The sequence below is a fragment of the Bacillus salipaludis genome (assembly GCF_004358205.1).
Genome location: NZ_SMYO01000002.1, coordinates 417,903 through 442,531 on the forward strand (window position 1 = coordinate 417,903; position 24,629 = coordinate 442,531).

The window sequence follows — 24,629 nt, forward strand, 5'->3', positions numbered from 1 at the left end:
ACGAACAACCGACAAAAATTTAAAAACATTGTCGAATACTGTCCGAGAAAGTTTGAGGGGAGGTGAGATTATGCAAATCCGGAATTTTATACTAGTAGGTATATTTTTAGGGGCGGCCGTTTTCTTGCCCAATATTGCATTTGCCGAGAAAAACGGACCCACCGTTCAATCGGGACCTCAAAATTCTACCGTACATACTCGCGCTTTAAAGAAAATGGAATATTCAGTGACTTCGGAAAAAGCTGTTCCCGTTACACCTGAAATCGTACATAAAAGTAAAGGTGAAGTGGTTCAAAAACCAGTGTCGAATCCTAGTACCCAGCATACCGTACCAATAAAACCTGTTCCAAGGTCACCAAACAAGGCCAATAGGAGTATTGAAAAGGCAGGGCCTTCTTTAGAAAAGAATAGAAAAGCTGGTGAATCAGCAGAACAGGCTGCAAAGGTGAAAGATACAGGACAAGCAACAGAAGATGCTGTAAAGGTGAAAGATACAGGACGAACAGCAGAAGCGGCTGCAAAGGTGAAAGATACAGGACAAGCAGCAGAAGCCGCTGTAAAGGTGAAAGATACAGGACGAACAGCAAAAGCGTCTGCGAAGGTGAAAGATACAGGACAAACGACAGAACCGGCCGCAAAAGTAAAAAATACAGGACAAACCGCAGAACCGGCTGTAGAGGTGAAAGATACAGGACAAACAGGAGGAACAAAGCCAAATGCTGTTACAAGCAAGCTTCCGGAGGTCCCTAAGTCACTCTCCTCAAATCAAACAAATTCTGAGGCGGAAACCAACAGCCAGCCTACAGATTTAAATCCTAAGTCAGAAGCTATTACAGAGGATACAGAATCCTCAGTTTCAATAAAGACGAGTAGTTCTCTGACCTTGGCGCAGAAACCGTTAATAGATGATGAAAATAAGACTCCACCTAATAGGAAGAATCTTGGGGACATTGAGATCATGAATAACCCTCCACAACGAACGCAATCCTCTAGAGGGCAATCAAATGAGCTGTTCAGCACGGGGACAGGCACAATAAGCTTTAGTGCAAATCGGTTTGATTGGGATAAATATTTTGGTGTAAACCTTGGCCAGATTTATACTTCCCACCATGCTAAGTTCTATCATCAATGGATCAATGCTCCACCTTCACCACCACCAAAAGCAGCTCCTTTTTTTCTTAACGTTATTTAGCGGCATGTAACGAAATTAAAAAGGAGCAAAATTGGAATGAAAAAATACCGTAACACAATGAAAATTATAAAATCTTTCGTATTCACTACAGTATTGTCTTTTGGACTTATATCAGAAGGCCATTTTACTGAAGCGGCTGGACTTGATAAAACAAAAATGGAACCTGTTAAAGCTGTTCAAGTAAACAGTGCCCAACAGCCAGCCAGCAAAAAAGCAACTTCTGCAAAGCCTAAAGCGAAAGTAAAAGCTAAGGTTCAGCATAAGAAAAAAAGCAAAATTGTAAAATCGCAGGCAAGTGTACATACCAGTGAAACAGCAAAAAGGCATGCTGCTTCAAACTCAGCAATCTTTGCCAAAAAAACATTGGCAGAATCGAATGGAACTGAGGCCGCTGCAAAATATGTATTCGGATCCGATTCCGCTTCATCAGCGAATCCTAAAGGGGAAGAGCTTTATCTAGGAAAGTTAGGGTATGGCAGCAAAGTACCATTCGATGCAAGCGCGGGAAGTGGAATTTATTTCAGCAGCGCAAGGGCACAGAAGGCCAGCTATGTTTACGGCTATTGGTTTTTAACTGGTATACAAAAGGCGCCATCAAGAACTTCTGCAAGTGAATGGGGAAGGCAGCAGGCAAAATTAGCACTAAAAACCTATGAAGCTATGAAGAATGTATATGGTTCGAAAGTTAGACCTGTGATTTTTATTGATGTGGAATCAGCTTTAACCGGTATGAAGGACAATGACTTTGCAAATAATCGTTCGATTTATAACGCATTTGTAAATTATCTAAAGCAATATGGACAAGGTGTAAAACCTGGTACCTATTCGTCTACAGGAAACTGGAAACTGACGATGGGGGACTTTTCACCAAGCACTCCGGGGGCATATTGGCTTGCTCATTACCCTGGTGACATCCCTTCAGATTTGACAACAAGCAACTCGTATTGGGGCAATTTCCCTGGAACAAACGAAAAGGCAGAAATTTGGCAGTACTTTGGTGGTACCAATGACTATGATGTAGCTTGGAAACTTCCGTAACGAAATACAATGTGGAGTAGGTAAGTTTAGGTTTAAAAAGTAATTTACAAACAAAAAGACGCTTGAAGGTTTCAGCCTTCAAGCGTTAGCTTAATTGTCATAGGATTATAGATTTTTAACGTTTCCTCGATGAGCAGGTATCTTTTTCAGTCTAGACTGATGAAGGAATTCTTCCAGTGCCCCCGACCCAAATAAAACCCCGAATAAGATAAAGAGAAACCCAAGGATCTGCGGGGAGGAGATTTTTTCACCAAGGAACAGTACGGCACCAACTAAGGCGAAGAAGGGATTCAAATTGATAAAAATCGCCGATTCCGTCACACCCACTTTCCCAATCGCACTGTTGTAAATCATGTGTCCAATCGCGGTGGCAATGACTGCGGAAGCGAGGAAAATCATCCAGACCTCCAAAGAACCGTGCGGAATTTTCTTTAATCCACCGGGTTCCGCAAATAAACTTATAAAAAATAAGACAATGCTGCCAAATAAAAGCATATAGCCCGTCATCAGGCGCGGATCCAGCGTATCGGAGATTTTCTTTATCAGAACAAAACTATACGCTTGAGTAAAAATCGATAAAAAGACGAACAAATCTCCATTTGAGATTCCACTTAGGGATAAGCCGCCGTTTCCTGATGCTACGATAAAGGCAACACCCGCAAACCCTAAAATGATGCCCACAACCTTAGGAACCGTTACCCTGCTTTTTAAAAACAGAAAGGCAACAATGGTCGATAGCAGCGGTCCTAGTCCTAGAATAAGCCCGCCGTTAGAGGCTGTGGTTTTCGCTAATCCCATCGATAAAAAGAAATGGTGGCATACGACATTAAAAAAACCGGCAGCAAGAATATAACGTAACTCTTTTTTGTTCGGCAGTCGGACCATTTTAAAAATAGATAGGATTAGAAAGACACTAATAGCTGCGGTGAAAACCCTTATGGATGTTATGGTCAACGTAGGAAAGGTTGTGACAAGGATTTTTGTTGCAATGACATTAAACCCCCACGCAGCCATCACAAAAACTAAAAGCAAATAAATTTTATATTTCTGTGCTTTGGGCATAATTCCACTTCTTTCCTTTATCACTTTAACGAACATTATACAACAATGGCAGCCAGTTATGGGGTGTTTTTTTCGATTGTCGAAATAAAACCATGGGTTCTGTTGCATTTTTGGACCATGAGAACCGCCTTGTGTTGAGAAGAGGGGTGGAAAGGGATTATGTTTCGGTGACTAGCAATGGAATGATGAACAGTTTTTTAGGATATCGACACTTTTTCACTAGATATCGACACTTTTTGGCCGGATATCAACACTTTTTAGCGGGATATCAACAAAAAATTAGATGATATCAACACTTTTGGCAGCATATCAACACAAATTTGGGTTTTATCGACAATTAGTTCCTTTATTTCTTCTACCAAAAAAAGCTAGCAGAACCTTCCCCGTGGTTAATTTATGCTTTTTATGTAATAATAAATTGGTAAAAATGTAAATTCACAATTCATACGTAGTGAAAGTGGGGATCATCATGGCAACGGGAACACATACAGTAGAAATTCCAGTAGATGTACATACAGTTTGGGATTATGTCAGCGATCTTGAAAAGTGGGCAACGTCAGTACCAGCCTATAAAGAACATGAAATCATTAATGACAAGCAATCTATTTGGACATTTGAAGGTAGTGTGAAAAGTATTAAAAAAACAATACAAGCGCAGGTAGATATTACCGAATGGAATGAACCTTCAAATATTAAGTTTGAAATAAAAGGTTTATCAGATAAATTTACAGGAAGCGGTCACTTTACTGCAGATGATGTTAATGGTAAAACAACCATGACTTGTACGGTGAACGTCCAAGCAGGTGGATTATCGGGTGCTGTGTTATCACCTATTATTAAATGGGCTGTTCCAAAAGTAGCATCTCGTTTAACAGAATCAATAGCACGTAAAATTGTAGTATTCTCATAGTTTGCAAAGATTGAAAGCCGAATCATTTTGGAGCTATTCTCTGAAGTAAAGATGGTAACATTCTGAAGTGACCATTGTAATGATAAAGAGTTTTTCTAGAAATCTTATAATTAGCGGAAAGGGGGCTATCCAAAAATGGATGGCCTCCTTTTTGCGAACGGGAATTCTCGAGGCCAACCCCCACTCAAGATCTTTTTCAAGCAGACGAAGGAAGGAGACCCTATCAAGATAAGTAATAATAGTATTAGAGTTTTTTATATTTGAAATTACATAGAGGTAAGCAAGGTTGCTTGAACATTCGTGAAAATGGCAGGGGGATTAAAAAAGCTGGTCTCAACGAATGAGGCCAGCCGTCAATCTATTTATTTTCCCCATAGGGGTGAATGGTTTGAATCGTTCCATCTTCGTTATATTTTAGTTCTGTGTATTTTACAGAGCGCTTATGGTTCACGCCGTCCGATAACGAGCAATCATGATAAAACAGATACCACTTATCCTTAAACTGGACAATCGAATGATGGGTAGTCCAGCCGATTACTGGTGTAAGGATCGTCCCTTTAAACAAAAATGGGCCCTGTGGATTTTCACTTACAGCATAAACAATTTTATGAGTTGTCCCCGTTGAATAGGAGAGATAGTAAAGACCATTGTATTTATGAACCCATGGACCTTCGAAATATCTGCGGTCCTCGTCACCTGCAAGAATCGCATTTCCTTTTTCATCTACAATCGAGATTTCGAGGGGGGTGCTTTTAAACGTCAGCATGTCATCGCTTAATTCAGCTACTCTTGGTCCTAAGGCAGGTTCCGTTAGTGCCGGCCCTTCGGCTTCTGGGTTAAAGGATCCTTCTGCCCACTTTTCCAGCTGTCCACCCCAAAGGCCCCCAAAATAAACATAGGCTCTTTCATCCTCATCCACTAACACAGCGGGGTCAATACTAAAGCTTCCTGGTATGTAATTTTCCTCTGGTGAAAAGGGTCCTGATGGATCAGGGCTTGTCGCGACACCCATTCTGAAAATGCCATCTTTATCTCTTGCAGGGAAAAATAGATAATACATATTATTTTTGTATGCAGCATCGGGTGCCCAAAGCTGTTTACTTGCCCAAGGAACATCTTTTAAATGGAGCACTTCGCCGTGGTCTACACAGGGTGCGGTTAGATTATCCATCGATAAAACATGGTAATCTTCCATCGCGTATTGGTCGCCATTATCATTCGAAGGGCCATCATGATCGAGATCATGAGAAGGGTAAATATAAAGCTTTCCTTCAAAGACATGTGCAGAAGGATCTGCCGTAAAAATATGTGTAACTAAAGGTTCATTCGGTTTAGAGTTTTTACACATAATATCTCTCCCATAATAATGATAGAATATTTACAAATTTAGTATAACGAAAGTGAATTGACTTTGTATATCCAGTAAACTAACTTTTTTTAAAATTGGCTATGTAAAAGAGCAATGTTGATTGGAGCGGAAGGCACGACGCGACGAGGAGGCTCCCCGGACCGCCCACGAACCGCTTGTGCCTGGAGCGTAAATCAACAACTAAGTTTCACTGAGCCTCAATTTTAATAAAAGCAGAGTAGGGATATAGGATCGTTAGCGTCAAAATGAAATTTATGCCATTTTTGCTTTCCCTTTAATAAAATTCTCGATTACAAAAGCAGATACACCCAATGCAGCTGAATACTTTTCAAGTTTCGAGAAATCTACTTGCAATTCATTTTGATTGTATTCTAGTGCATGACTTTTAATCGTCGTCCGTATCGGTTGTTCAATCCATTCTTTTGCCAATGCTAATCGGTTTCCAATAATAATCTGATCAGGGTTAAATGTATTAATAATGTTATTAATCCCATATCCTAGGTAAATGCCTATTTGGTTAAAGAGATTTTGTGCATTTTCCTTCCCATCTTTTGCTTCATCTATCAAAGCCTCAAGAGAATCCGGTTTATTGTCAGCCATCTCCAACAACGCATGTTCAGAAGCGTAGGTTTCCCAACATCCTCTGCTGCCACAGCTGCATGGCTTACCGTTATGATCAATAATCATATGTCCCATTTCTCCAGAAAAGCCATTTTTCCCTTGATATAATTCTTTGTTTAAAATAATCCCTACACCGATTCCGATTCCGGCGCTGACATAGATAATGTTTTGGAAGTCTTGGCCGGCGCCGAACTGCTGCTCGCCAAAGGCTCCTGCATTTGCCTCGTTTTCAATGATGACGGGGACTTGGTAAAGCTTCTCCAGGTCGTTCTTTAATTGGATATTTGTCCACCCTAAATTGGGGGCAAGAAGAATCACACCCTCTTTGTGTACAATCCCAGGTACACCGACTCCAATCCCAACAATTCCATATCTGCTGCCAGGCATTTCATCCATTAGGGCCTGAATCATATTTTGAACGATGCTCATAATGGAAGGGTAGGGAGTCCGGTTAACAAACTGATTTCTTTCAATGAGAATATTGCCTTTTAGGTCGGTGAGAACACTTAATACATAGTTTACTCCGATATCGATCCCAATCGCATATCCGGCTACTTTGTTGAAATGCAGGATAACTGGCCGCCGGCCGCCGCTTGATTCGCCTGCACCGGATTCATAAATAAGTTCTTCCTCTAATAATTCGTTTACTAAAGAGGAAACGGTAGTCTTATTTAGTCCTGATATTTGGGCAATGTCTGCCCGTGAAATGGGCTCCTTTTCCATAATTAATTGTAAAACGAGTGCTTTATTATTTTTTTTGACAACCTGTTGATTCCATGTAATGGTTTCCACTTATAAAAAACTCCTTAGTTGGTAGTAATATTAGCATAGCACAAACTTTGTCTATTGGATATACAAACTTTAATACAGATGGTATACTGATTTCAAGTTATTCATATTTATAAATTATTCCCAAATAAATAAGGGATGAAAGGTAAAAGAGGAAAATTTTTAAAAATCTTAGTTTGTCCGATAGACAAACTAAGATTAGGGTGCTATAATTCGATTAAATAAAGGTTTAAAGATTAAATAAAGAAACCTTTGAGAGCCTTTACATTATTAATCTGAAACCATAAATTTACTAGGAGGAATAACCGCATGGCTTATTTCGAAACCGTTAACAAAATCCAATTTGAAGGAGCAACATCCAAGAATCCTTTATCATTTAAGTATTATAATCCGGAAGAAAAAATGAATGGAAAAGCAATGGAAGAAATTCTTCGCTTTTCTGTTGCATATTGGCACACATTTACAGCCGATGGTACGGATCCGTTTGGTGTAGGTACAGCAATCCGTCCATGGGACCACCTAAAAGGATTAGATTTAGCAAAAGCACGTGTTGAAGCGGCATTTGAATTTTTCGAAAAATTAAATGTTCCCTACTTTGCCTTCCACGATGTAGATATTGCTCCAGAAGGAAGCACGTTGAAGGAAACAAACGAAAATCAAGATGTAATTGTTTCGATGATTAAAGAATACATGAAAACAAGCAAAGCAAAACTGCTTTGGAATACGGCTAATATGTTTTCCAACCCGCGTTATGTACATGGTGCAGCAACTTCTTGTAATGCAGATGTATTTGCTTATTCTGCAGCAAAAGTGAAAAAAGCCCTTGAAGTGGCAAAAGAGCTTGGTGCTGAAAACTATGTATTCTGGGGCGGCCGTGAAGGGTATGAAACGCTTTTAAACACGGATATGAAGCTGGAGCAGGACAACTTGGCACGATTCTTCCATATGGCAGTTGACTACGCGAAGGAAATTGGCTTAAATGTTCCATTCTTAATCGAACCAAAACCAAAAGAGCCTACCAAACACCAATATGACTTCGATGTGGCTACTGGTCTAGCCTTCTTGCAAAAATATGATTTAACAGACTATTTCAAGTTCAATATCGAGGCAAACCATGCTACACTTGCGGGGCATACTTTTGAACACGAACTGCGTGTTGCTCGTATTAACGGTATGCTTGGATCTGTTGACGCAAACCAAGGTGATATGCTTCTTGGCTGGGATACAGATGAGTTCCCAACAGACCTTTACACGAACACATTAGCTATGTATGAAATCTTAAAAAATGGCGGCTTAGGCAGCGGCGGCATGAACTTTGATGCAAAAGTCAGAAGAGGTTCGTTTGAGCCGGAAGATTTATTCCACGCACATATTGCGGGGATGGATGCCTATGCGATCGGTCTAAAAGTAGCCAACAAGTTGATTGAAGATAAGGCCCTTGACAGCTTTATTGAAGAGCGTTACAGCAGTTATACAAAAGGAATCGGTTTAGAGATCGTGGAAGGAAAAACAAACTTCCGTGAGCTTGAAGCCTATGCCCTTCAATTAACAGAAATCAAAAATCAATCAGGCAGAACAGAGCGCCTAAAAGCTTTAATTAACCAATACCTGCTTGAAACTCTATCAAGTGTAACTGTATAAATGATTAAAAATGTGCTGGCAGTAGTTTACTCCAGCACATTTTTATAGAAGAAAAGGATGATGGGAAATGAAATATGTCATTGGTGTTGATCTCGGAACAAGTGCTGTGAAAATTTTACTTGTGAATCAAAATGGTGAAGTTTGCAACGAAGTGTCTAAATCTTATCCTCTGATAATTGAAAAATCAGGTTATAGTGAACAAAACCCTGAAGAATGGGTGGAAAAAACGAAGGCAGGATTAGCCGAATTGATTGCACAATTTGATGGCGATGTAAACGATATCGAAGGCATCTCTTTCTCCGGACAGATGCACGGCCTTGTTTTGTTAGACGAAAACAATCAAGTGCTCCGAAACGCAATCTTGTGGAATGATACGAGGACGACGAAACAATGTCAGGAGATCTATGATGTGGTTGGCAAACAGCGTTTATTGGAGGTAACGAAAAACCCTGCTTTAGAAGGCTTCACGTTGCCGAAAATTCTTTGGGTAAAAAAAGAAGAGCCTGAACTTTTTGCACGTGCGGGTGTTTTTATGCTGCCAAAGGATTATCTGCGTTATCGAATTGCCGGGAATATACATATGGACTATTCTGATGCTGCAGGGACTTTATTGTTAAACGTGGCGAAGCGGGAATGGAGCAATGAGATGTTAGAATTATTTGGCCTATCCACCGAAATTTGTCCGCCACTCGTGGAATCTCATGCATTGGTTGGGAATGTTACATCTGAGTTTGCTCAGGCAACAGGATTATCGGAAGCAACCAAAGTGTTTGCTGGAGGTGCGGATAATGCCTGCGGTGCAATTGGCTCCGGCATTTTATCAGAAGGTAAAACATTGTGCAGCATCGGCACCTCTGGTGTGGTCCTTTCGTATGAAGAACGAAATGACCTTGATTTTCATGGAAAGGTTCATTACTTTAACCACGGTGAAGAAAATGCTTATTATACGATGGGCGTAACCTTGGCTGCCGGCTATAGTTTAAGCTGGTTTAAAGATACCTTTGCAAAAGAAGAAGCGTTTGATCAGTTTTTAGAAGGTGTGGATGAAGTACCTGCAGGCTCTGGCGGTCTGTTATTCACTCCATATATAGTGGGAGAAAGAACTCCGCATGCCGACCCGATTATTCGTGGAAGCTTTATTGGTGTGGACGCTTCCCATGAGCGCAAGCATTTTGCCCGTGCTGTTCTTGAGGGGATTACCTTCTCTTTAAACGAATCCATCGAAATCTTTAGGAGCAGCGGCAAGACAATTGACTCGATCATTTCAATCGGCGGCGGTGCCAAGAATGAAACATGGCTGCAAATGCAGGCAGATATTTTCAATGCAAAGATTGAAAAGCTGACCAGCGAACAAGGTCCCGGAATGGGTGCGGCAATGCTGGCAGCATACGGCTGCGGCTGGTTCTCGTCTCTTAAAGAATGCGCAAAAAGTTTTATTCAAACCTCAAAAACCTATAATTCGATTCCGGAAAATGTCGAAGCATACAAGCAACTATTTATTATCTATCAACAAGTTTACGCGCAAACGAAGAAATTAAATGAGCAATTAAGTCAATTTAGAAAGTAACATGATCAGGACAAAGCAGTTTGATTAACCGGAAGGGAGAATTGAAATGAAAGTTATTCAGGAACATTTTGGTCAAATCGATGATCAGTCTGTCTCTTCGTTCACATTGGTTAACGATCATGGTGTAGAAGTTACTGCCATTAATTATGGCTGCATTATAACGAAAATAGTGGTTCCTGATAAGAATGGACATTACGAAAATATTGTCCTTGGGCATGATCAATTAAATGATTATCTTCGAGATCCCTATTTTCTTGGTGCTGTGGTAGGAAGAGTAGGTGGACGAATTAAAGGCGGCTCTTTTGAATTGGATGGTAAAACGTACACCCTTGAAAAAAACGATGGTAACAACCATTTGCACGGCGGCATAAAAGGATTTGATAAGGTTGTTTGGGATGCAGAGATTATGGAAGATGGAGTTTGTTTTTCCTATTTCAGTCCTGACGGTGAGGAAGGATACCCTGGGAATTTACAAATCCGGGTAACGTATATTCTAAATAACGATAATGAATTGAAAATTAATTATGAGGCCCAAACTGATAAAAAAACCCTGCTAGCGGTTACAAACCACTCTTATTTTAATTTAAGTGGTAACTTAAAAAGGGATATATTGAATCACACGTTAACCATGAAGAGTGACCAGTTTTTAGAACTCGATCAGGAGTTTATTCCAACCGGTGTTTTTATCGACGTGAAAAATACGCCATTTGATTTTACAAGTGAAAGAGTATTAGAAACAGGAATCACATCTGCTCATCCACAAAACATATTAGCTGGGAATGGCTACGATCATCCTTTTCTATTAAACACAAACCATGCTGAGGAGATCGTTTTGAAGGATCCTGAAAGCGGTCGTATTTTAACCATTGAAACAGATGAAGTTGGGGTTGTCGTCTATTCAGGTAATTCGTTAAAAACAGAAGGTGAATTCCGGGGAGTACAATCAAGCAAATACCTTGGTATTTGCTTGGAGACTCAAGGCTTACCTGATGCGGTCCATCATTCTCATTTTCCATCCGCCATTTTAGATAAAGATCAGCCTTATTCATCAACGACCATATATAAATTTGGGATTGAAAAATAGAGATAAGGAGTTTAGAAAATGAATTATCGTGAACTAGGTAATACCGGAATAATGATAAGTGAAGTCAGTTTTGGAACATGGGCCATCGGCGGTGCATGGGGAAAGACCAATGATACAGAAGCGTTGAAGTCTTTAGATTATGCGATTGGACAAGGAGTTAACTTTTTTGATACGGCCGATGTATATGGGGACGGCCACAGTGAGGAATTATTGGCTAAGGCTACAAAAGGCAAGGAAGACCAGATTTATATCGCTACGAAATTCTGCCGGCAGGGAGATATTTTTGACCCGCAAAATTACAGCTATGAAAAAGTCAGTTCTTATTGTGAAGACAGTCTCCGCCGCTTGAACAGAGAAGCAATTGATTTATATCAAATCCATTGCCCTACTACTGAGATTTTGAAAGATGGCCAAGTATTTGAAGTGCTTGACCGCCTGCAGCATGAAGGGAAAATCCGCCACTACGGGGTCAGTGTGGAAACGGTGGAAGAAGGGCTGATTTGTTTGGAACACCCGAATGTGAAAAGCCTGCAAATCATCTTTAATATGTTCCGCCAAAAACCGCTGGAAAAATTAATTCCGGAAGCCTATCAAAAAGGGGTAGGATTGCTCATCCGATTGCCGCTTGCGAGCGGACTGCTGACTGGTAAATTTACCACAGATCACGTGTTTGAAGCGGATGATCATCGCCGTTTCAATGAAAATGGCGAGGCATTTAATGTTGGGGAAACTTTTGCCGGTTTGGGATTCAGCAAGGGTGTGGAATTGGCCGACCAGCTTAAGTGGATTGCTGGGGGCAGAAAGTCTATGGCCAGTGCCGCACTGCGTTGGATTTTAGATCAAAAAGAAATTACTTGTATTATTCCAGGTTTTAAAAATATCAAACAGGTTGAGGATAATCTAACAGCACTAGAAACAAAACCATTCTCAGAAGAAGAAAAGCAAGTGATTGAACGCTTTTATCAGGAATCAGTAAAGGATTTCATCAGAGGCCCTTATTAAGAATGGAGAGATTCAATTGGGGGAAAAAAGTTTACTTAATGAAGTACCTGTACCGCAAAAGGCAGTTGCCATTACGTTTGATGATGGTCCTAATCCCATTTATACTCCACAAGTGTTAGAGATTTTTTCGAACGCAGAAGGTAAAGCGACATTTTTTATGATCGGTGAGCAAATCATTGCAAATCCTGCCATTGTTAAACAGGTTTGGGAACGAGGGCATGAAATTGGGAATCATACTTACAGTCACCCTAAGTTAACTGAATTAAGCCCGGCAGAATGTCTAAAGGAAATCGAACGGACAGAGAAATTAATCGAGGATTTGGCAGGCCAAAAGCCCGTCGTCTTTCGCCCGCCTTACCTTGATTACCATGATGAAACGGTTTCTATTTTGGAGCAAAAGGGTTACCCCATGATTGGTGCTCTTAATCTGGAGGCCCAGGACTGGGACATGCCCGGGGTTGAGCATATTCTGGAAAAAACAAGAGACTGTGTGAAAAATGGCAGTATCCTTCTTTTTCATGATGGTTATGGAGACCGCTCACAAACAATAGAAGCGGTAGGTAGGCTTGTTTCTGAATTAACATCCCAAGGATACAAACTTGTCACTGTAAGCGAACTATTAAAGTTGTCAGATTTAAAATAAAAAAAGGAAGCGTAATTAAAGTGATTACGCTTCCTTTTGCTTCTTTTCAATTCTTTGGAATGCCAGATAGCAGGATGACATAATGATCGCTGCCGAGATGCTTCCGCCAAAGAAGAATAACAGTCCAGGCAGTACTTTCATAACAAAGATGGCCGCTGCAACTCCCAGCAGCATGACAAGATTGGAAATAGGGTTAATCAGCATAATAAAGAACGCATTTTTAAATAGCTGGATAAACTTAACCTCATAGTGAACATAAACAGGGAAAATATACAAAATGGTCATGATGATCGCAATAATAATTAAATATAAAGGAATGTGAGTTAGTTGCAGCAGATTACTTTGACCGATTTTCATGTAAGATAAATCTAAATAAATAATGCCCGCCAATAAAAGGAAAATCACTCCTATTAAATTACTTTTTAAAAATTCTTTTTTATAGGCATCCCAAAAGGTTCGAAACACCGGTATGTCGTTCTCCCCCATCATCCATTTACGTAAAACGGTAAACAGAGCGACAGTCGCAGGAAAAAAACCAAAAACTACTAATCCAAGGAAAGAAAGGCCTATCCAAAGCAAGTTGACATATGCAAACTTCGTGATCCACTCAGTAAAGGCATAAAGACCATTTATTGATCGTTTTTTCATAAACCTTCCTCCGTTATTTCATTACTTATTTTTCGGATTATTCAATTATATCCCATTGTATTAATCTTGGTAAACTTTTAAAATATAATTATTCTAAAAAAATATTAAAGATTCCACAATAATCAGGCAGGGTAAAGAACCAAACTACCTTATGATCCAAAAGGAAGATGGTAAATGTTTTCAAGATTAAATAAATGGAACACATTAAGAAATCAAATTCTAGTCGTATTTTTAGTTGTCATGGCGATTGTTTTATTGATTGTCGGCATTTTAACGTTTAATCAGGTGTCGGCCATGCTGAAAAAGAATGCAGAGAAACAAATCTACCAGACAGCAGTTGAAACAAATGGCAGAATGGAGTCTTTATATAAACAAATTGGCACGGCCTCTAAACTGGTAATGACAAATAATAACATTCAAAAAACGTTAACAAAAGGATATAGGGGAGAACGAGTTAGTTTTGGGGAGCGTCAGCAATTAGATGGAATTGTTAATACCATCCAAGCCAATACGGATGGAATTTTTTCATTTGAGCTTTATACGAAAAATTTGCACCGGTTACTTCCATTAGGTGATACCAGTTTAATCACCAGAATTAATGAAAAGTGGATCGAAAAGGCAGAGGAAGCAAATGGCGGGCTCGTTTGGATCGGTGATGATCCTCTTAACTCCGATAATATACTAGCCATACGGCGGGTAAATTTAATGAATCAGCACTATGCGAATGGCGGCTACCTGCTTATTAGTACGTATAAAAGCTATTTCCAGCTGACAGACCAAAATGAAAAAAAATATAAAAATCAGTATTCTATTTTATTGGATAGTGATTTAAAGCCTATTCTATCAAACTATGATCAATCACTTGAACCAATAATAAAAAATGATAAACCAGTCATAACGCTCTACAACCAGAATTATATGGTAACAAAACAAACCTCTGATGAAACTGGATGGACACTGATTATTCTTACCCCAATTAACGCCCTTACAGAAGGGATTAGTGTATTGCGTATGGGCATTATGATTTCCGGTATTATTGGATTTATTATCTTTCTTATCAGTTCATTATTCCTATCCACTTTTATTACGAGACCGATTATCAAATTAACCAAGACCATGCAGCAGGCAAGCGCGGGCTCTTTAGCAATGAACCCTAATGTTACTACTATTAATGAAATAAAAGAATTAAATAGTACCTATAATCAACTCGTTAAAGAAACGAATCATTTGATAAAAATGGTCTACGAAAAGGAAATTACCCGGAGCCGCAGCGAGCTAAAAGCGCTGCAGGCACAAATTAATCCGCATTTTCTATTCAATACACTTGATGCACTTAGATGGTCGCTTGAGGATAAAGATGAGGAAGAACTCGCTGAGCTTGTTGTCGCCATGTCAAACCTATTCCGTTATACCATTACCAAGCAAACGAATGGAGATTGGGTAACCATAAAGGAAGAAATGAACCATATCAAAGAGTATATGGAAATCATAAAAATGCGATTCGGTCATCATTTAAAATGGAATCTAACCTTGCCGCCTGAATGGGAGCATGTCAATATCCCCAAACTGCTGATTCAACCTCTAGTAGAGAATGCAGTGCTGCACGGGGCGGGGAATACAGTAAAGCCATGCACCATTTCCGTATCGATTCAACCTACGGCAGATACTCAGTACCTGCAAATCACTGTACGAGATGACGGTCCGGGGATAGACATGGGAAAATTGGAATCTATTAAACAAGCGATGAAATCCGGAGGGATTACCGCTATCAATAAAGGCCACGGAATGGCTATTTCTAACGTACACAAACGGCTGGAATTATACTATCAAAATCGTTTAAAAAGAGGACTAACCATTAATAGTGAGGTAAACGTTGGGACAACCGTTTCTTTTGTTATACCTGTAATAGGGGAGGAACAACCATGTTGAATACGAAGACTTTTTTGATCGTAGATGATGAACCAAGAACCCGCCAAGGGCTAAAGAAAACATTGGATGCTTGGGCAGATGGAAAATATCAGATCTTTACAGCTGCAAATGGAGAAGAAGCGATTGGTCTTATGCAAAAACAAAAGGTCCATATTCTCATAACCGATATCCGGATGCCGGAAATAACAGGCCTGCAATTATTAAAAATGGCAAAAGAGCAAAATATCTTCCCGGTTATTATTGTCATTTCGGCATACTCTGAGTTTGAGTATGCCCAGGAGGCCCTTCGATTAGGTGTGATTAACTATTTGCTAAAGCCAATTAGCAAAAAGGCTTTAATCGAAGCTGTAGAAGATGCCCTGCAGGCTGTTGAAAAACAAGAGCGGGCAGGAATGATGGAAAAAGTGGTCGATAAGAAACTTGTTGATGCCAGTACTCAAAACCCTTTGGATCGTGGACCGATCAGAGAGGCAATGGATTATATCAACAAGAATATTAAGAATGAACTGACCCAGAAAGAAGTGGCCGATCATGTTCATTTAAACCCAAGTTATCTTAGTGTCTTATTTAAAGAACATGTCAAGCTAACCTTCAGTGAATATGTAACCAGAAGGAGAATTCAACGGGCGAAGGAATTATTAATTACTACTAATTTTCCAATAAATGATATCGCTGAAGAATCAGGGTACAAAACCGCGAAGTATTTTATTAAGATATTCAAAGAATTAGAAGGAATGACACCAAGTGCATACCGGAAAAGCCAATAATGAAAGGGTTTTCTAAAAATAGTAGTATTTTTCCTAATCGTAGTGACCTATTTTTCTGAACTATCTGAATGTAATCTATATATATAAGCAATATCAAAAAAGGTCATAGGGGGAATCATATTGTTTAAAAAGAAAACGGTTGCAATCTTAATGTCTGTAATCATGCTTATCTCTCTAGTAATAGCAGGTTGTTCTTCCACAAGTTCGAGTGAGGAAAGCAGCGCTGATGGCAAAAAAGTGATCAAATTTATGCATTTATGGCCTGAAGGCAGTTCCAATGCCCAGTTCTCCATCGTCAAAGATATCATTGGAGACTATGAAAAAGAACATAAAGATATAAAGATTGAAACAGAAATCCTCAATCCGGACCAGTACAGAGAAAAGCTTAAGGTTCTAGCCTCTTCCAATGAACTTCCCGATATCGGTATGACTTGGTCAGATGGGTTCATTAAACCATACGTGGACGGCGGCATGTTAGCGCCATTGGACGATGTAGTTGATCAAAACCCGGATCTTAAAGATGCGTTTATTCCCGGTGTAAAAGAATCCTATGCAGTTGATGGAAAAACGTATGGTCTTCCACTAGAGTTAAACATTTCCTATGTTTTCTACAATAAGGAAATCTTCAAAAAGTACAACCTTGAAGTTCCAAAAACCTTTGAAGAATACAAACATGTTGTTAAAACTTTAGCAGATCATGGAGTGATCCCTGCAACTGTAGGAGCAAAAGACGGCTGGCCGGCATCATTCTGGTTTATGTATCTTGCAGACCGTATCGGCGGACCTACTATTCTGACAGATGTTATCCATGGAAAAACAAAAATGGATGATCCAGCCATTATAAAAGCAGCACAAGAAGTACAAAATCTTGTAGATATGGGCGGCTTTGAAAAGGGTGCCAGCGCTTTATCAAATGATGATGCAAAAGGATTCTTCATGAATGAAAAAGCGGCTATGTTCTTAACAGCTACTTGGGAACTGCCAAACTATACAACAAGCCCTGATGTTAAAAAAGAATTTAAAGATAAGATTGGTTATTTTAAGTTCCCCGTTTATGAAGGCGGTAAAGGCACCGATATCAACAGTTATGTTGGCGGCCCTGGTGTAGGTTTATTCGTAGCAAAAGATTCTAAAGTTCAAAAAGAAGCAAAAGATTTTGTTGGTTACTTTGTGAAGAAATGGGGAGAAAAGTCTGTAACGGATGCAGGTGTTATCCCTGCAACAAAAGTTGACACAGCAAAATTGGATCTTAATCCAATGTACATTCATATTTTGAAAGACTTGAGTGAAGCATCGAATGTTACCACTTATTTTGATACTCAATCCAGCCCTGCTGTATCGGAATTACACCATGATTTAGTTACAGCTTTATTTGGAAAACAAGTTACGCCAAAAGATTTTGTTAAGCAGCAGGCAGATGAACTTGCTAAGGAGCAAAAGAAGTAAAATTTAAGTATAGAGGGCATACAGGATATGCCCTCTATCATTTTAACCGCTTTTCAATCAGAAGGGAGTATAGAAAATGAAAAGTGTAATGTCAAACAAATGGGTAATCAGCCTTTACGTACTTCCTGCGTTAATTCTTATTTTATTATTGATTTATATTCCAATCGTTTTAACTGGTTATTATGGGTTAATGGACTGGAACGGCATCGGTAAGATGAAGTTCATTGGCTTAGACAATTACATGGAGTTAGTCAAGGACAAATTGTTCTGGCAAAGTACGTGGCATTCCTTGTTATTAGGTGCTTTCTCTGCATTGAGCCTGGTTGGTTATTTAATTTTATCGCTGATTTTGGCAAGTAAGATAAAAGGAGCTAACATTCTAAGAAAAATCTATTTGATTCCAATGTTATTATCATCGGTTGCGATTGGTCAGCTTTGGGCCAAGATCTTTGATCCTTCAAACGGTATGATCAATCGATTGCTAATCCTTTTTGGTGTTGATAACCCGCCTGTATGGTTAGCTGATTCAAACATTGTATTATATGCGCTGTTCTTCCCAATCGTTTGGCAATACGCAGGCTTTTATATCATCATTTTCTATGCTGCATTAAAAAATGTTCCAGAAGAACTAGTGGAAGCGGCGAAAATTGATGGAGCCACTCCGATTCAAATTGCTTATAAAATTAAATTGCCGCTTATTTCAGGTGTTATAAAAGTTATGGTGATTTTAGCGATTGTCGGTTCTTTAAAGTATTTCGATTTGATTTTTGTCTTAACTGGCGGCGGCCCGAACCATGCGAGTGAGGTTATGGCCTCCTATATGTATACAGAAGCATTTAGCAAATACCACTTCGGATACGGAAGTGCGATTGGATTTGGTTTATTGATTATTTGTCTTCTGATGACCTGGCTGATTCAAAAATTACTGTCTTCTAAAGATGTGGAATTTTAACAAAGGGGAGTGGAAAAGAATGAGTAGAGCAGCAATTGAAACCAAAGGCAATACGTCCCTCTCAGCTTCTTATAAAACTAGTAAATCACTCGGAAATAGAATCGGATTCGGAATATTATACGTTATTCTCGGAGTCATTGCGATTGTTCAAGTTTACCCGTTAGTGTGGTTATTCCTATTTTCCTTGAAAACCAATCAAGAGGTTTTTGGCATGTCACCGTTTTCACTGCCGCATGATCCTCAGTGGGGCAACTATGCCAAGGCTTGGACAGCAGGTCACATTGATGTTTACTTTTTTAATAGTGTGTTGTACACCGTTATCGCTGTCGTACTAACCGTTATTCTTGCGAGCTTTGTTACGTTTGCGATTACAAGAATGTACTGGAAGTGGAGTGGAATCGTTCTTGGGTTGTTTATGGCAGGGTATATGATTCCTCTTCATTCAACCTTGATTCCATTATTCAACATATTTAAATCGACAAACCTCATTGATAATCCAGTTTCCGTGATTTTATCTTATGTAGCATTTAATTTACCCATTACGATTATGATCTTGGCAGGATTTTATCGAACGATTCCGCGGGAGATTGAAGAAGCAGCCGTAATGGATGGGTGTTCGGTCCATAGGATCTTCTTCCAAATCACATTGCCAATGACAATACCTGTACTTTCAACAACTGTTATTATTAACATGATTTATAACTGGAATGAATTTGTTTTTGTGAATACATTCCTTAGTTCTGATAAATGGAAAACTATTACTGTTGGCGTCAACAACTTTGTTGGCCAGTATTTAACGGATTGGGGAGCAATTGGGGCGACCCTTATGATTAGTATTATCCCTGTATTAATTGCTTACTTTATTCTTAGTGATCGAATCGTCGAAGGGATTGCATCAGGATCGGTAAAAGGATAAGAAAAAAGCTGACTCGAGTGACAGTTCAAAACCTTCGAGTCAGCTTTTTTTTTGCTGATCAATAGCAATTGAAATGATCCTTTTAACAGCTCAAGCTGAACGTCGAAGGATGTTGAATTTTGTATTTTTATTTTATGGTATTTTAGAACTAAACTTTGTTTATCTAGTAGACAAACTATATGATTAGGTTTAGAATGAATATGTAAATTCAGAATAGTTTGAAAGGATAATGTAAAACTATAAGGATAGCTAAGGTTGCGTTCACTGCATGCAGACATCATACTTCAAGTAAAAATGAGGGAATGAAATGCCACTGAAACGTCAATGGACAAAATAATTAGAATAAGTATTTTTTGTTCTAAACTTAGTTTGTCAATTATATAAACTAAGTTGATAGACGTAGTAGACAACCATTTTTTTTTGATTGTATTGAAAACGTCTTCAAAAGGAATCTCTCAGGTTAATGGAGGCCCTTCGTTAATCTGGTGGATATAAATTAAAAGGAGGATGAATATATGAGTAAGCGTAAAAAAACCTTGTCCGTGCTACTCACTGCCGGCCTTGGTCTTAGCTTATTTAGTAGTTTACCAGTTCAGGCATCCAACGGTGCAGCAGGAACAAAACAAAATTTACCGGTTCAGGCACCTAATGTTTTAGCGAAACAGCCCATCTATCTGGACAAATCTTACTCTTTCCAAGAAAGAGCTGCGGACTTAGTTTCCCGCATGACGCTGGAGGAGAAAGCTTCCCAGATGAATAGCAGCTCAGCACCGGCTATACCAAGACTTGGTGTTAAAGCCTATGGCTGGTGGAATGAGGCACTGCATGGTGTGGCCCGTACTCAATACAATCCAACCGGTAACGCTACACTATTGAATAACACAACCTCCTATCCTATCGACCTTTCACTTGGTTCTACATGGGATCCGCAGCTAATGTATAAGGAAGCAGGGATGATTTCCGATGAGGCCCGTGAAGTGGCGCCAGAGAATACTCAGGATCTCGATTACTGGTCACCAACCATCAATTTGGCCCGTGACCCGCGCTGGGGAAGAAATGATGAGTCTTACGGAGAAGATCCATTCTTGACAACACAAATCGCTTCTCAGTTTGTGAACGGTATGGAAGGTAAGGACATGGATGGAAAGCTGCTGCCTGAGAGCGACGGCTACCTCAAAACGGTAACCACAATTAAGCATTATGTTGCTAACAACAGTGAAGTCAACCGTTTAAACGGTTCATCAAATGTAGATGAACGTTCACTAAGAGAGTACTTTTCTGCACCTTTCAAAGGGGTTGTACAGAAAGCCAATGTTAGTTCAGTCATGACTTCTTATAATAGCATTAACGGAGTACCAGGATCAGCCAATGTTCACACAATGGACACGCTCCTTCGTCAAACGTTTGGTTTCTCCGGTTATGAGACTTCTGACTGTGACGCCGTTTATGAAGTTTCAAATCCTGGCGGCCACAACTGGACTCCGCCAGGATGGACGCGTCCTGTAAATCAGATAGAAAGAACTGCTTTTTCAATAGGAGCAGGTGAAGATCTTAACTGTAACGCAGGCTACAGCGATGGATACAGCTTTGGTAACACTGTACCAGCTGCTATTTCACAGAAAATTGTCACTCCGACTGGCACATTCTCAGAAAACGATGTTGATACAGCCTTAATCCGTCTCTTTACTGCTCGTATGCAGCTTGGAGAATTTGATAATCCAAATAGTGTTCCATGGGTGAAAGAAGCACGTAAGAATGTTCCAGAAGGTGCATGGACGAATAGTAATGACAATAACGCCATAACTCAGACAAAAGAAAGATTAGACATGGCCCGTAAAGTAGCTGCTAACTCATTAGTTCTGTTGAAAAATAGTGAAACCACACAGAAAGACGGAAGCAAAGGAAAGCTTCTTCCTCTTAAGGTTCCAGCTTCCGGCAGCTTCAAAGTTGCAGTAGTAGGCTATTTTGCTAATCCTGACAACATGTATCTCGGCGGGTATTCAAGTAATCAGGGCAGTGCCGGTGTTGCCAAATTTGTAAATGCCTATAATGGTATCAAAAATGCTGTAACCGCTGTTAACCCTAATGCTGAAGTTACTTACTACAAGGGCTTTACTGATAAAGGGAATACAGCAAAAGATCTGAATACAGTAGATCCAGCCGCTGTAGAGGCTGCAAAAAATGCCGATGTTGTGATTGTATATGCTGGAACTGACAACACTACTGCAGACGAAGCCGGGGACCGTCACGACCTCAATCTGCCTGGAGCACAGGCTTCATTAATTGATCAAGTTGCTAAGGCGAACCCAAATACAATTGCCGTTATGGAAACAATTGGCCAAGTAGAAGTGAATTCATTTGATCAGGATGTTTCTGCAATGATTTGGAGCTCTTATAACGGCGAGCGCAAAGGTGAAGGTCTGGCGGATGTTCTTTTAGGCAACCATAATCCAAGCGGACATTTACCATTCACATGGTATCAAAGCAGTTCACAACTTCCAGCGATCACTGATTATACATTAAGACCTACAGGAGATAATCCTGGCCGGACTTATATGTATTTTAACGGTCCGATTTCCTATCCATTTGGACATGGTCTAAGTTATTCAACCTTTAAGTATTCAAATCTTGATATTAGCAAGAAAAATCTTCAGGCTAATGACACATTTGATGTAAGTGTTGATGTTACGAATACTGGAAAGACAAAAGGGGATGAGGTTGTTCAGCTTTATGTGAACACCCCTGACGCGGCACCGGAATTACAGCGTCCAAACAAACGTCTGGAAGGATTCCAGAAGGTTTCATTGAATCCTGGAGAAACCAAGACAGTTACCATGACTGTTAAAGTTCCTGATCTTGCTTTCTTTGATGAAGCGCAGAATAAATATGTAGTAGACCAAGGCCGTTATGGCATTCAGATTGGTACATCAAGTTCTGATGCTGATATCCAGCAGCAAGGGTTCATAAAGGTACATGGAGACTTAAAGCCTGAACTAAGTGTTGTTACCGTGAAGCCTGTTCAAGAAGGTGACAAAGAGGCAGATGTTCCTAGCCGCGTGATGTATGACAAAGGTAAAGTAGTCATTCCTCAAGTTACTGTATCTATGAACGATGATAGTCTATATGGATACATTTACAAGAATAACAGCAAATCATTACCTGAAGGATTGAATATCAAATACAGCAGTAACCGTCCTGATGTAGTTTCCGTTGATGATGGCGTAATCAGAACGATTAAAGGCGGTGCAGCTACCATTACTGCTACTGCAAGCTATCATGGCGTTAAAAAGTCCACTCAATTTGTTGTGTATGTTAAGCAAGGAGAATTAGATGGAATTAATGTGGATGGTAAACCGTTAGCTGGATTTTCCGGTAATCAATACAACTACTCCGTACAAGTAGCGGATGGCACGAATACTGTTCCGCAAATTTCAGCCACCAGTCATAATCCGGATGTGAAAGTAAAAGTAACTCAGGCAACTTCCATTTCGGGTACGGCTACGATCGTTACTCAGGAGGGTGATTATTCACACACCTATAAAATCGGCTTCGGACGGGCACCGGTTTCCGCTGATTTTAAGTCTGGTACACTTGGTGACCAGTGGTCAATCCTAAATGAAGCTAAAAATAATTACAGTTTGACAACTGACGGATTGCAGATCACAACACAGCCAGGCAATATTGCCGATGGATCGATTAAAAATATGTTCCTTCAGCAGGCTGCAGGTGATTGGCAGTATGAAACGAAAATCAATCTATCAGCCAAACCTACAGGCACTCAAGAGGTTGGACTTGGAGTATATGATGATCAGAATAATTATATCAAGGTAACCTACGGAACATCCTATTCAGGCCAGCAATCTCTCAATCTCATCAGGTCTATCGATGGAGGCGAGATGTTGTTTAAAACACAAAATCTAAGTGCAACAAATCTTTATTTACGTATTGTTAAGGCAGGCAGCCAATATACTGCGTATTATTCTACTGATGGTTCTACTTTTAGATTGCTGAATACGGCACCGATATCAATGGCGAATCCAAAGATCGGTATAATCGCTACGAATGGAACAGCAAACGCAGCTGTTCCTATCAATGCAGTATTCTCATATCTTAAAAACTATTAATACGCAGGTAAACTAGCAATAACTTCGATGAATCAGCTATTGGCAGAGATTTCTGCCAATGCTGATTCATTTAAATCCATATGGAAAACCAGGCAGTTGAGGTGCTATCAAAATGTCTAATCAAAAAAAAGGTTCTAATCCTTCTTCTGCGAAGTTCATATTTTGGGTGGTCAGTTTTGTTGCAGTCATGACAATTGGCTTTATCTTTTTAGCTCCTCATAAAAGTCAAAGTACAACAAGTCCAAAAGTTGAGTCTAATACTGGAAAAAGTTCAGCAAAGATTGATTATTCAAATGAGCCTTTCATAGGAAAAAGTTCAGCACCTGTTTCGATTATTGAGTTTGGAGATTATAAATGTCCAGCCTGTAAAAATTTTAACGAAAAGGTCATCCCAACCATTAAACAAGAGCTAGTAGCTACGGGTAAGGCGAAATTATACTTTATGAATTATTCCTTCATTTATACTGATTCAGAACGTTCGGCAAAGTTTGCCGAATCTGTTTATGCCGTACTGGGAAATAAGATCTATTGGAAATTTCATGATCTCCTTTATCGAAAACAGCCTGACAGCCAATATGAAAAAATGGATATTTATAATGAAAAATTTCTTACGGACACATTAAAAAAAGTTGTCAGTGAGGCCGGTGTAAAAAGGGTTGTTGAATATTTTGATGCGAATAAAGCGGATGCTGCTTGGCAAAAGGATATGGATCTTGTGAAGCAACTGAATGTAAATGGGACTCCTACGATTTTTGTTAATGGTAAATTGGCAAAGACAATGGATGATTTGAAAAACATGGTAGACAAGGCAGCAAAGGAGAAATGAGACCCGCATACAAGGTAGAGGAGAAGAAACGAATAGCGGTGATTGTTGGTTCACAATGAAAGATGGGGAAGAAGAGTATAAACATTTTGTTAACTTAGTTTAT

At 39.7% G+C, this 24,629-nt stretch carries 19 protein-coding genes; 15 read left to right on the forward strand and 4 right to left on the reverse strand.

Annotated features, from left to right (window positions below):
- The first annotated feature begins 70 nt into the window (after positions 1-70).
- Both E2K98_RS04735 and E2K98_RS04740 read left to right on the forward strand, forming a co-directional pair.
- The gene (locus E2K98_RS04735; RefSeq protein WP_133333111.1) at positions 71-1,192 is read left to right on the forward strand and encodes a prolipoprotein diacylglyceryl transferase; all 1,122 of its coding nucleotides are present in this window, start codon (positions 71-73) and stop codon (positions 1,190-1,192) included.
- A 36-nt stretch (positions 1,193-1,228) separates the two neighbouring features.
- Positions 1,229-2,230 carry a glycoside hydrolase family 25 domain-containing protein gene (locus tag E2K98_RS04740; protein WP_133333112.1) on the forward strand — a complete coding sequence of 334 codons (1,002 nt, stop codon included), beginning with the start codon at positions 1,229-1,231 and terminating at the stop codon, positions 2,228-2,230.
- Positions 2,231-2,335: 105 nt separating this feature from the next.
- Here the strand turns inward: E2K98_RS04740 and E2K98_RS04745 are convergent, their stop codons facing one another.
- Entirely contained in the window at positions 2,336-3,292 is a 957-nt protein-coding gene (locus tag E2K98_RS04745; protein ID WP_133333113.1) for a DMT family transporter, read from the reverse strand.
- A 469-nt stretch (positions 3,293-3,761) separates the two neighbouring features.
- Here E2K98_RS04745 and E2K98_RS04750 point away from each other — a divergent pair, with 469 nt between their 5' ends.
- Positions 3,762-4,202, forward strand: coding sequence for a CoxG family protein (locus tag E2K98_RS04750; RefSeq protein WP_133333114.1), 441 nt, complete (start codon positions 3,762-3,764; stop codon positions 4,200-4,202).
- 358 nt (positions 4,203-4,560) lie between these two features.
- Here E2K98_RS04750 and E2K98_RS04755 read toward each other — a convergent pair whose 3' ends face one another.
- Complete coding sequence (locus tag E2K98_RS04755; RefSeq protein WP_133333115.1) at positions 4,561-5,550, reverse strand: glycoside hydrolase family 43 protein; 990 nt, start codon at positions 5,548-5,550, stop codon at positions 4,561-4,563.
- Positions 5,551-5,823: 273 nt separating this feature from the next.
- Positions 5,824-6,984: an ROK family protein gene (locus E2K98_RS04760; protein WP_133333116.1), complete on the reverse strand. Its 1,161-nt coding sequence runs from the start codon at positions 6,982-6,984 to the stop codon at positions 5,824-5,826.
- 306 nt (positions 6,985-7,290) lie between these two features.
- Here E2K98_RS04760 and xylA point away from each other — a divergent pair, with 306 nt between their 5' ends.
- From xylA to E2K98_RS04785, 5 genes are all read left to right on the forward strand, one after another.
- Complete coding sequence (gene xylA, locus E2K98_RS04765) at positions 7,291-8,622, forward strand: xylose isomerase (protein ID WP_133333117.1); 1,332 nt, start codon at positions 7,291-7,293, stop codon at positions 8,620-8,622.
- A 67-nt stretch (positions 8,623-8,689) separates the two neighbouring features.
- Positions 8,690-10,189, forward strand: a complete 1,500-nt coding sequence (gene xylB / locus E2K98_RS04770) for a xylulokinase (RefSeq protein ID WP_133333118.1) — start codon at positions 8,690-8,692, stop codon at positions 10,187-10,189.
- 46 nt (positions 10,190-10,235) lie between these two features.
- A complete protein-coding gene (locus E2K98_RS04775; RefSeq protein ID WP_133333119.1) occupies positions 10,236-11,273 on the forward strand; it encodes an aldose epimerase family protein in 1,038 nt (345 codons plus the stop codon).
- Between the two features lie 18 nt (positions 11,274-11,291).
- Positions 11,292-12,275 carry an aldo/keto reductase gene (locus E2K98_RS04780; RefSeq protein ID WP_133333120.1) on the forward strand — a complete coding sequence of 328 codons (984 nt, stop codon included), beginning with the start codon at positions 11,292-11,294 and terminating at the stop codon, positions 12,273-12,275.
- Positions 12,276-12,291: 16 nt separating this feature from the next.
- Positions 12,292-12,918, forward strand: coding sequence for a polysaccharide deacetylase family protein (locus E2K98_RS04785; protein WP_133333121.1), 627 nt, complete (start codon positions 12,292-12,294; stop codon positions 12,916-12,918).
- 24 nt (positions 12,919-12,942) lie between these two features.
- Here the strand turns inward: E2K98_RS04785 and E2K98_RS04790 are convergent, their stop codons facing one another.
- Positions 12,943-13,566 (reverse strand): YesL family protein, encoded by a 624-nt coding sequence (locus tag E2K98_RS04790; RefSeq protein WP_133333122.1) that lies wholly within the window; start codon positions 13,564-13,566, stop codon positions 12,943-12,945.
- A 174-nt stretch (positions 13,567-13,740) separates the two neighbouring features.
- Between E2K98_RS04790 and E2K98_RS04795 the strand changes: the two genes are divergently transcribed.
- The 7 genes from E2K98_RS04795 (at position 13,741) to E2K98_RS04825 (ending at position 24,526) form a co-directional block, all read left to right on the forward strand.
- Complete coding sequence (locus tag E2K98_RS04795; RefSeq protein ID WP_133333123.1) at positions 13,741-15,495, forward strand: sensor histidine kinase; 1,755 nt, start codon at positions 13,741-13,743, stop codon at positions 15,493-15,495.
- Positions 15,489-16,262 carry a response regulator transcription factor gene (locus E2K98_RS04800; RefSeq protein WP_208025315.1) on the forward strand — a complete coding sequence of 258 codons (774 nt, stop codon included), beginning with the start codon at positions 15,489-15,491 and terminating at the stop codon, positions 16,260-16,262. Before E2K98_RS04795 ends, E2K98_RS04800 begins: the two co-directional genes overlap by 7 nt.
- Positions 16,263-16,412: 150 nt before the next feature.
- The gene (locus tag E2K98_RS04805; RefSeq protein WP_133333234.1) at positions 16,413-17,708 is read left to right on the forward strand and encodes an extracellular solute-binding protein; all 1,296 of its coding nucleotides are present in this window, start codon (positions 16,413-16,415) and stop codon (positions 17,706-17,708) included.
- 76 nt (positions 17,709-17,784) lie between these two features.
- The gene (locus E2K98_RS04810; RefSeq protein WP_133333124.1) at positions 17,785-18,660 is read left to right on the forward strand and encodes a carbohydrate ABC transporter permease; all 876 of its coding nucleotides are present in this window, start codon (positions 17,785-17,787) and stop codon (positions 18,658-18,660) included.
- 19 nt (positions 18,661-18,679) lie between these two features.
- Positions 18,680-19,576, forward strand: coding sequence for a carbohydrate ABC transporter permease (locus tag E2K98_RS04815; RefSeq protein ID WP_133333125.1), 897 nt, complete (start codon positions 18,680-18,682; stop codon positions 19,574-19,576).
- Between the two features lie 515 nt (positions 19,577-20,091).
- A complete protein-coding gene (locus E2K98_RS04820; protein ID WP_133333126.1) occupies positions 20,092-23,700 on the forward strand; it encodes a glycoside hydrolase family 3 C-terminal domain-containing protein in 3,609 nt (1,202 codons plus the stop codon).
- 112 nt (positions 23,701-23,812) lie between these two features.
- Positions 23,813-24,526 (forward strand): DsbA family protein, encoded by a 714-nt coding sequence (locus E2K98_RS04825; RefSeq protein ID WP_133333127.1) that lies wholly within the window; start codon positions 23,813-23,815, stop codon positions 24,524-24,526.
- Positions 24,527-24,629 lie beyond the last annotated feature (103 nt).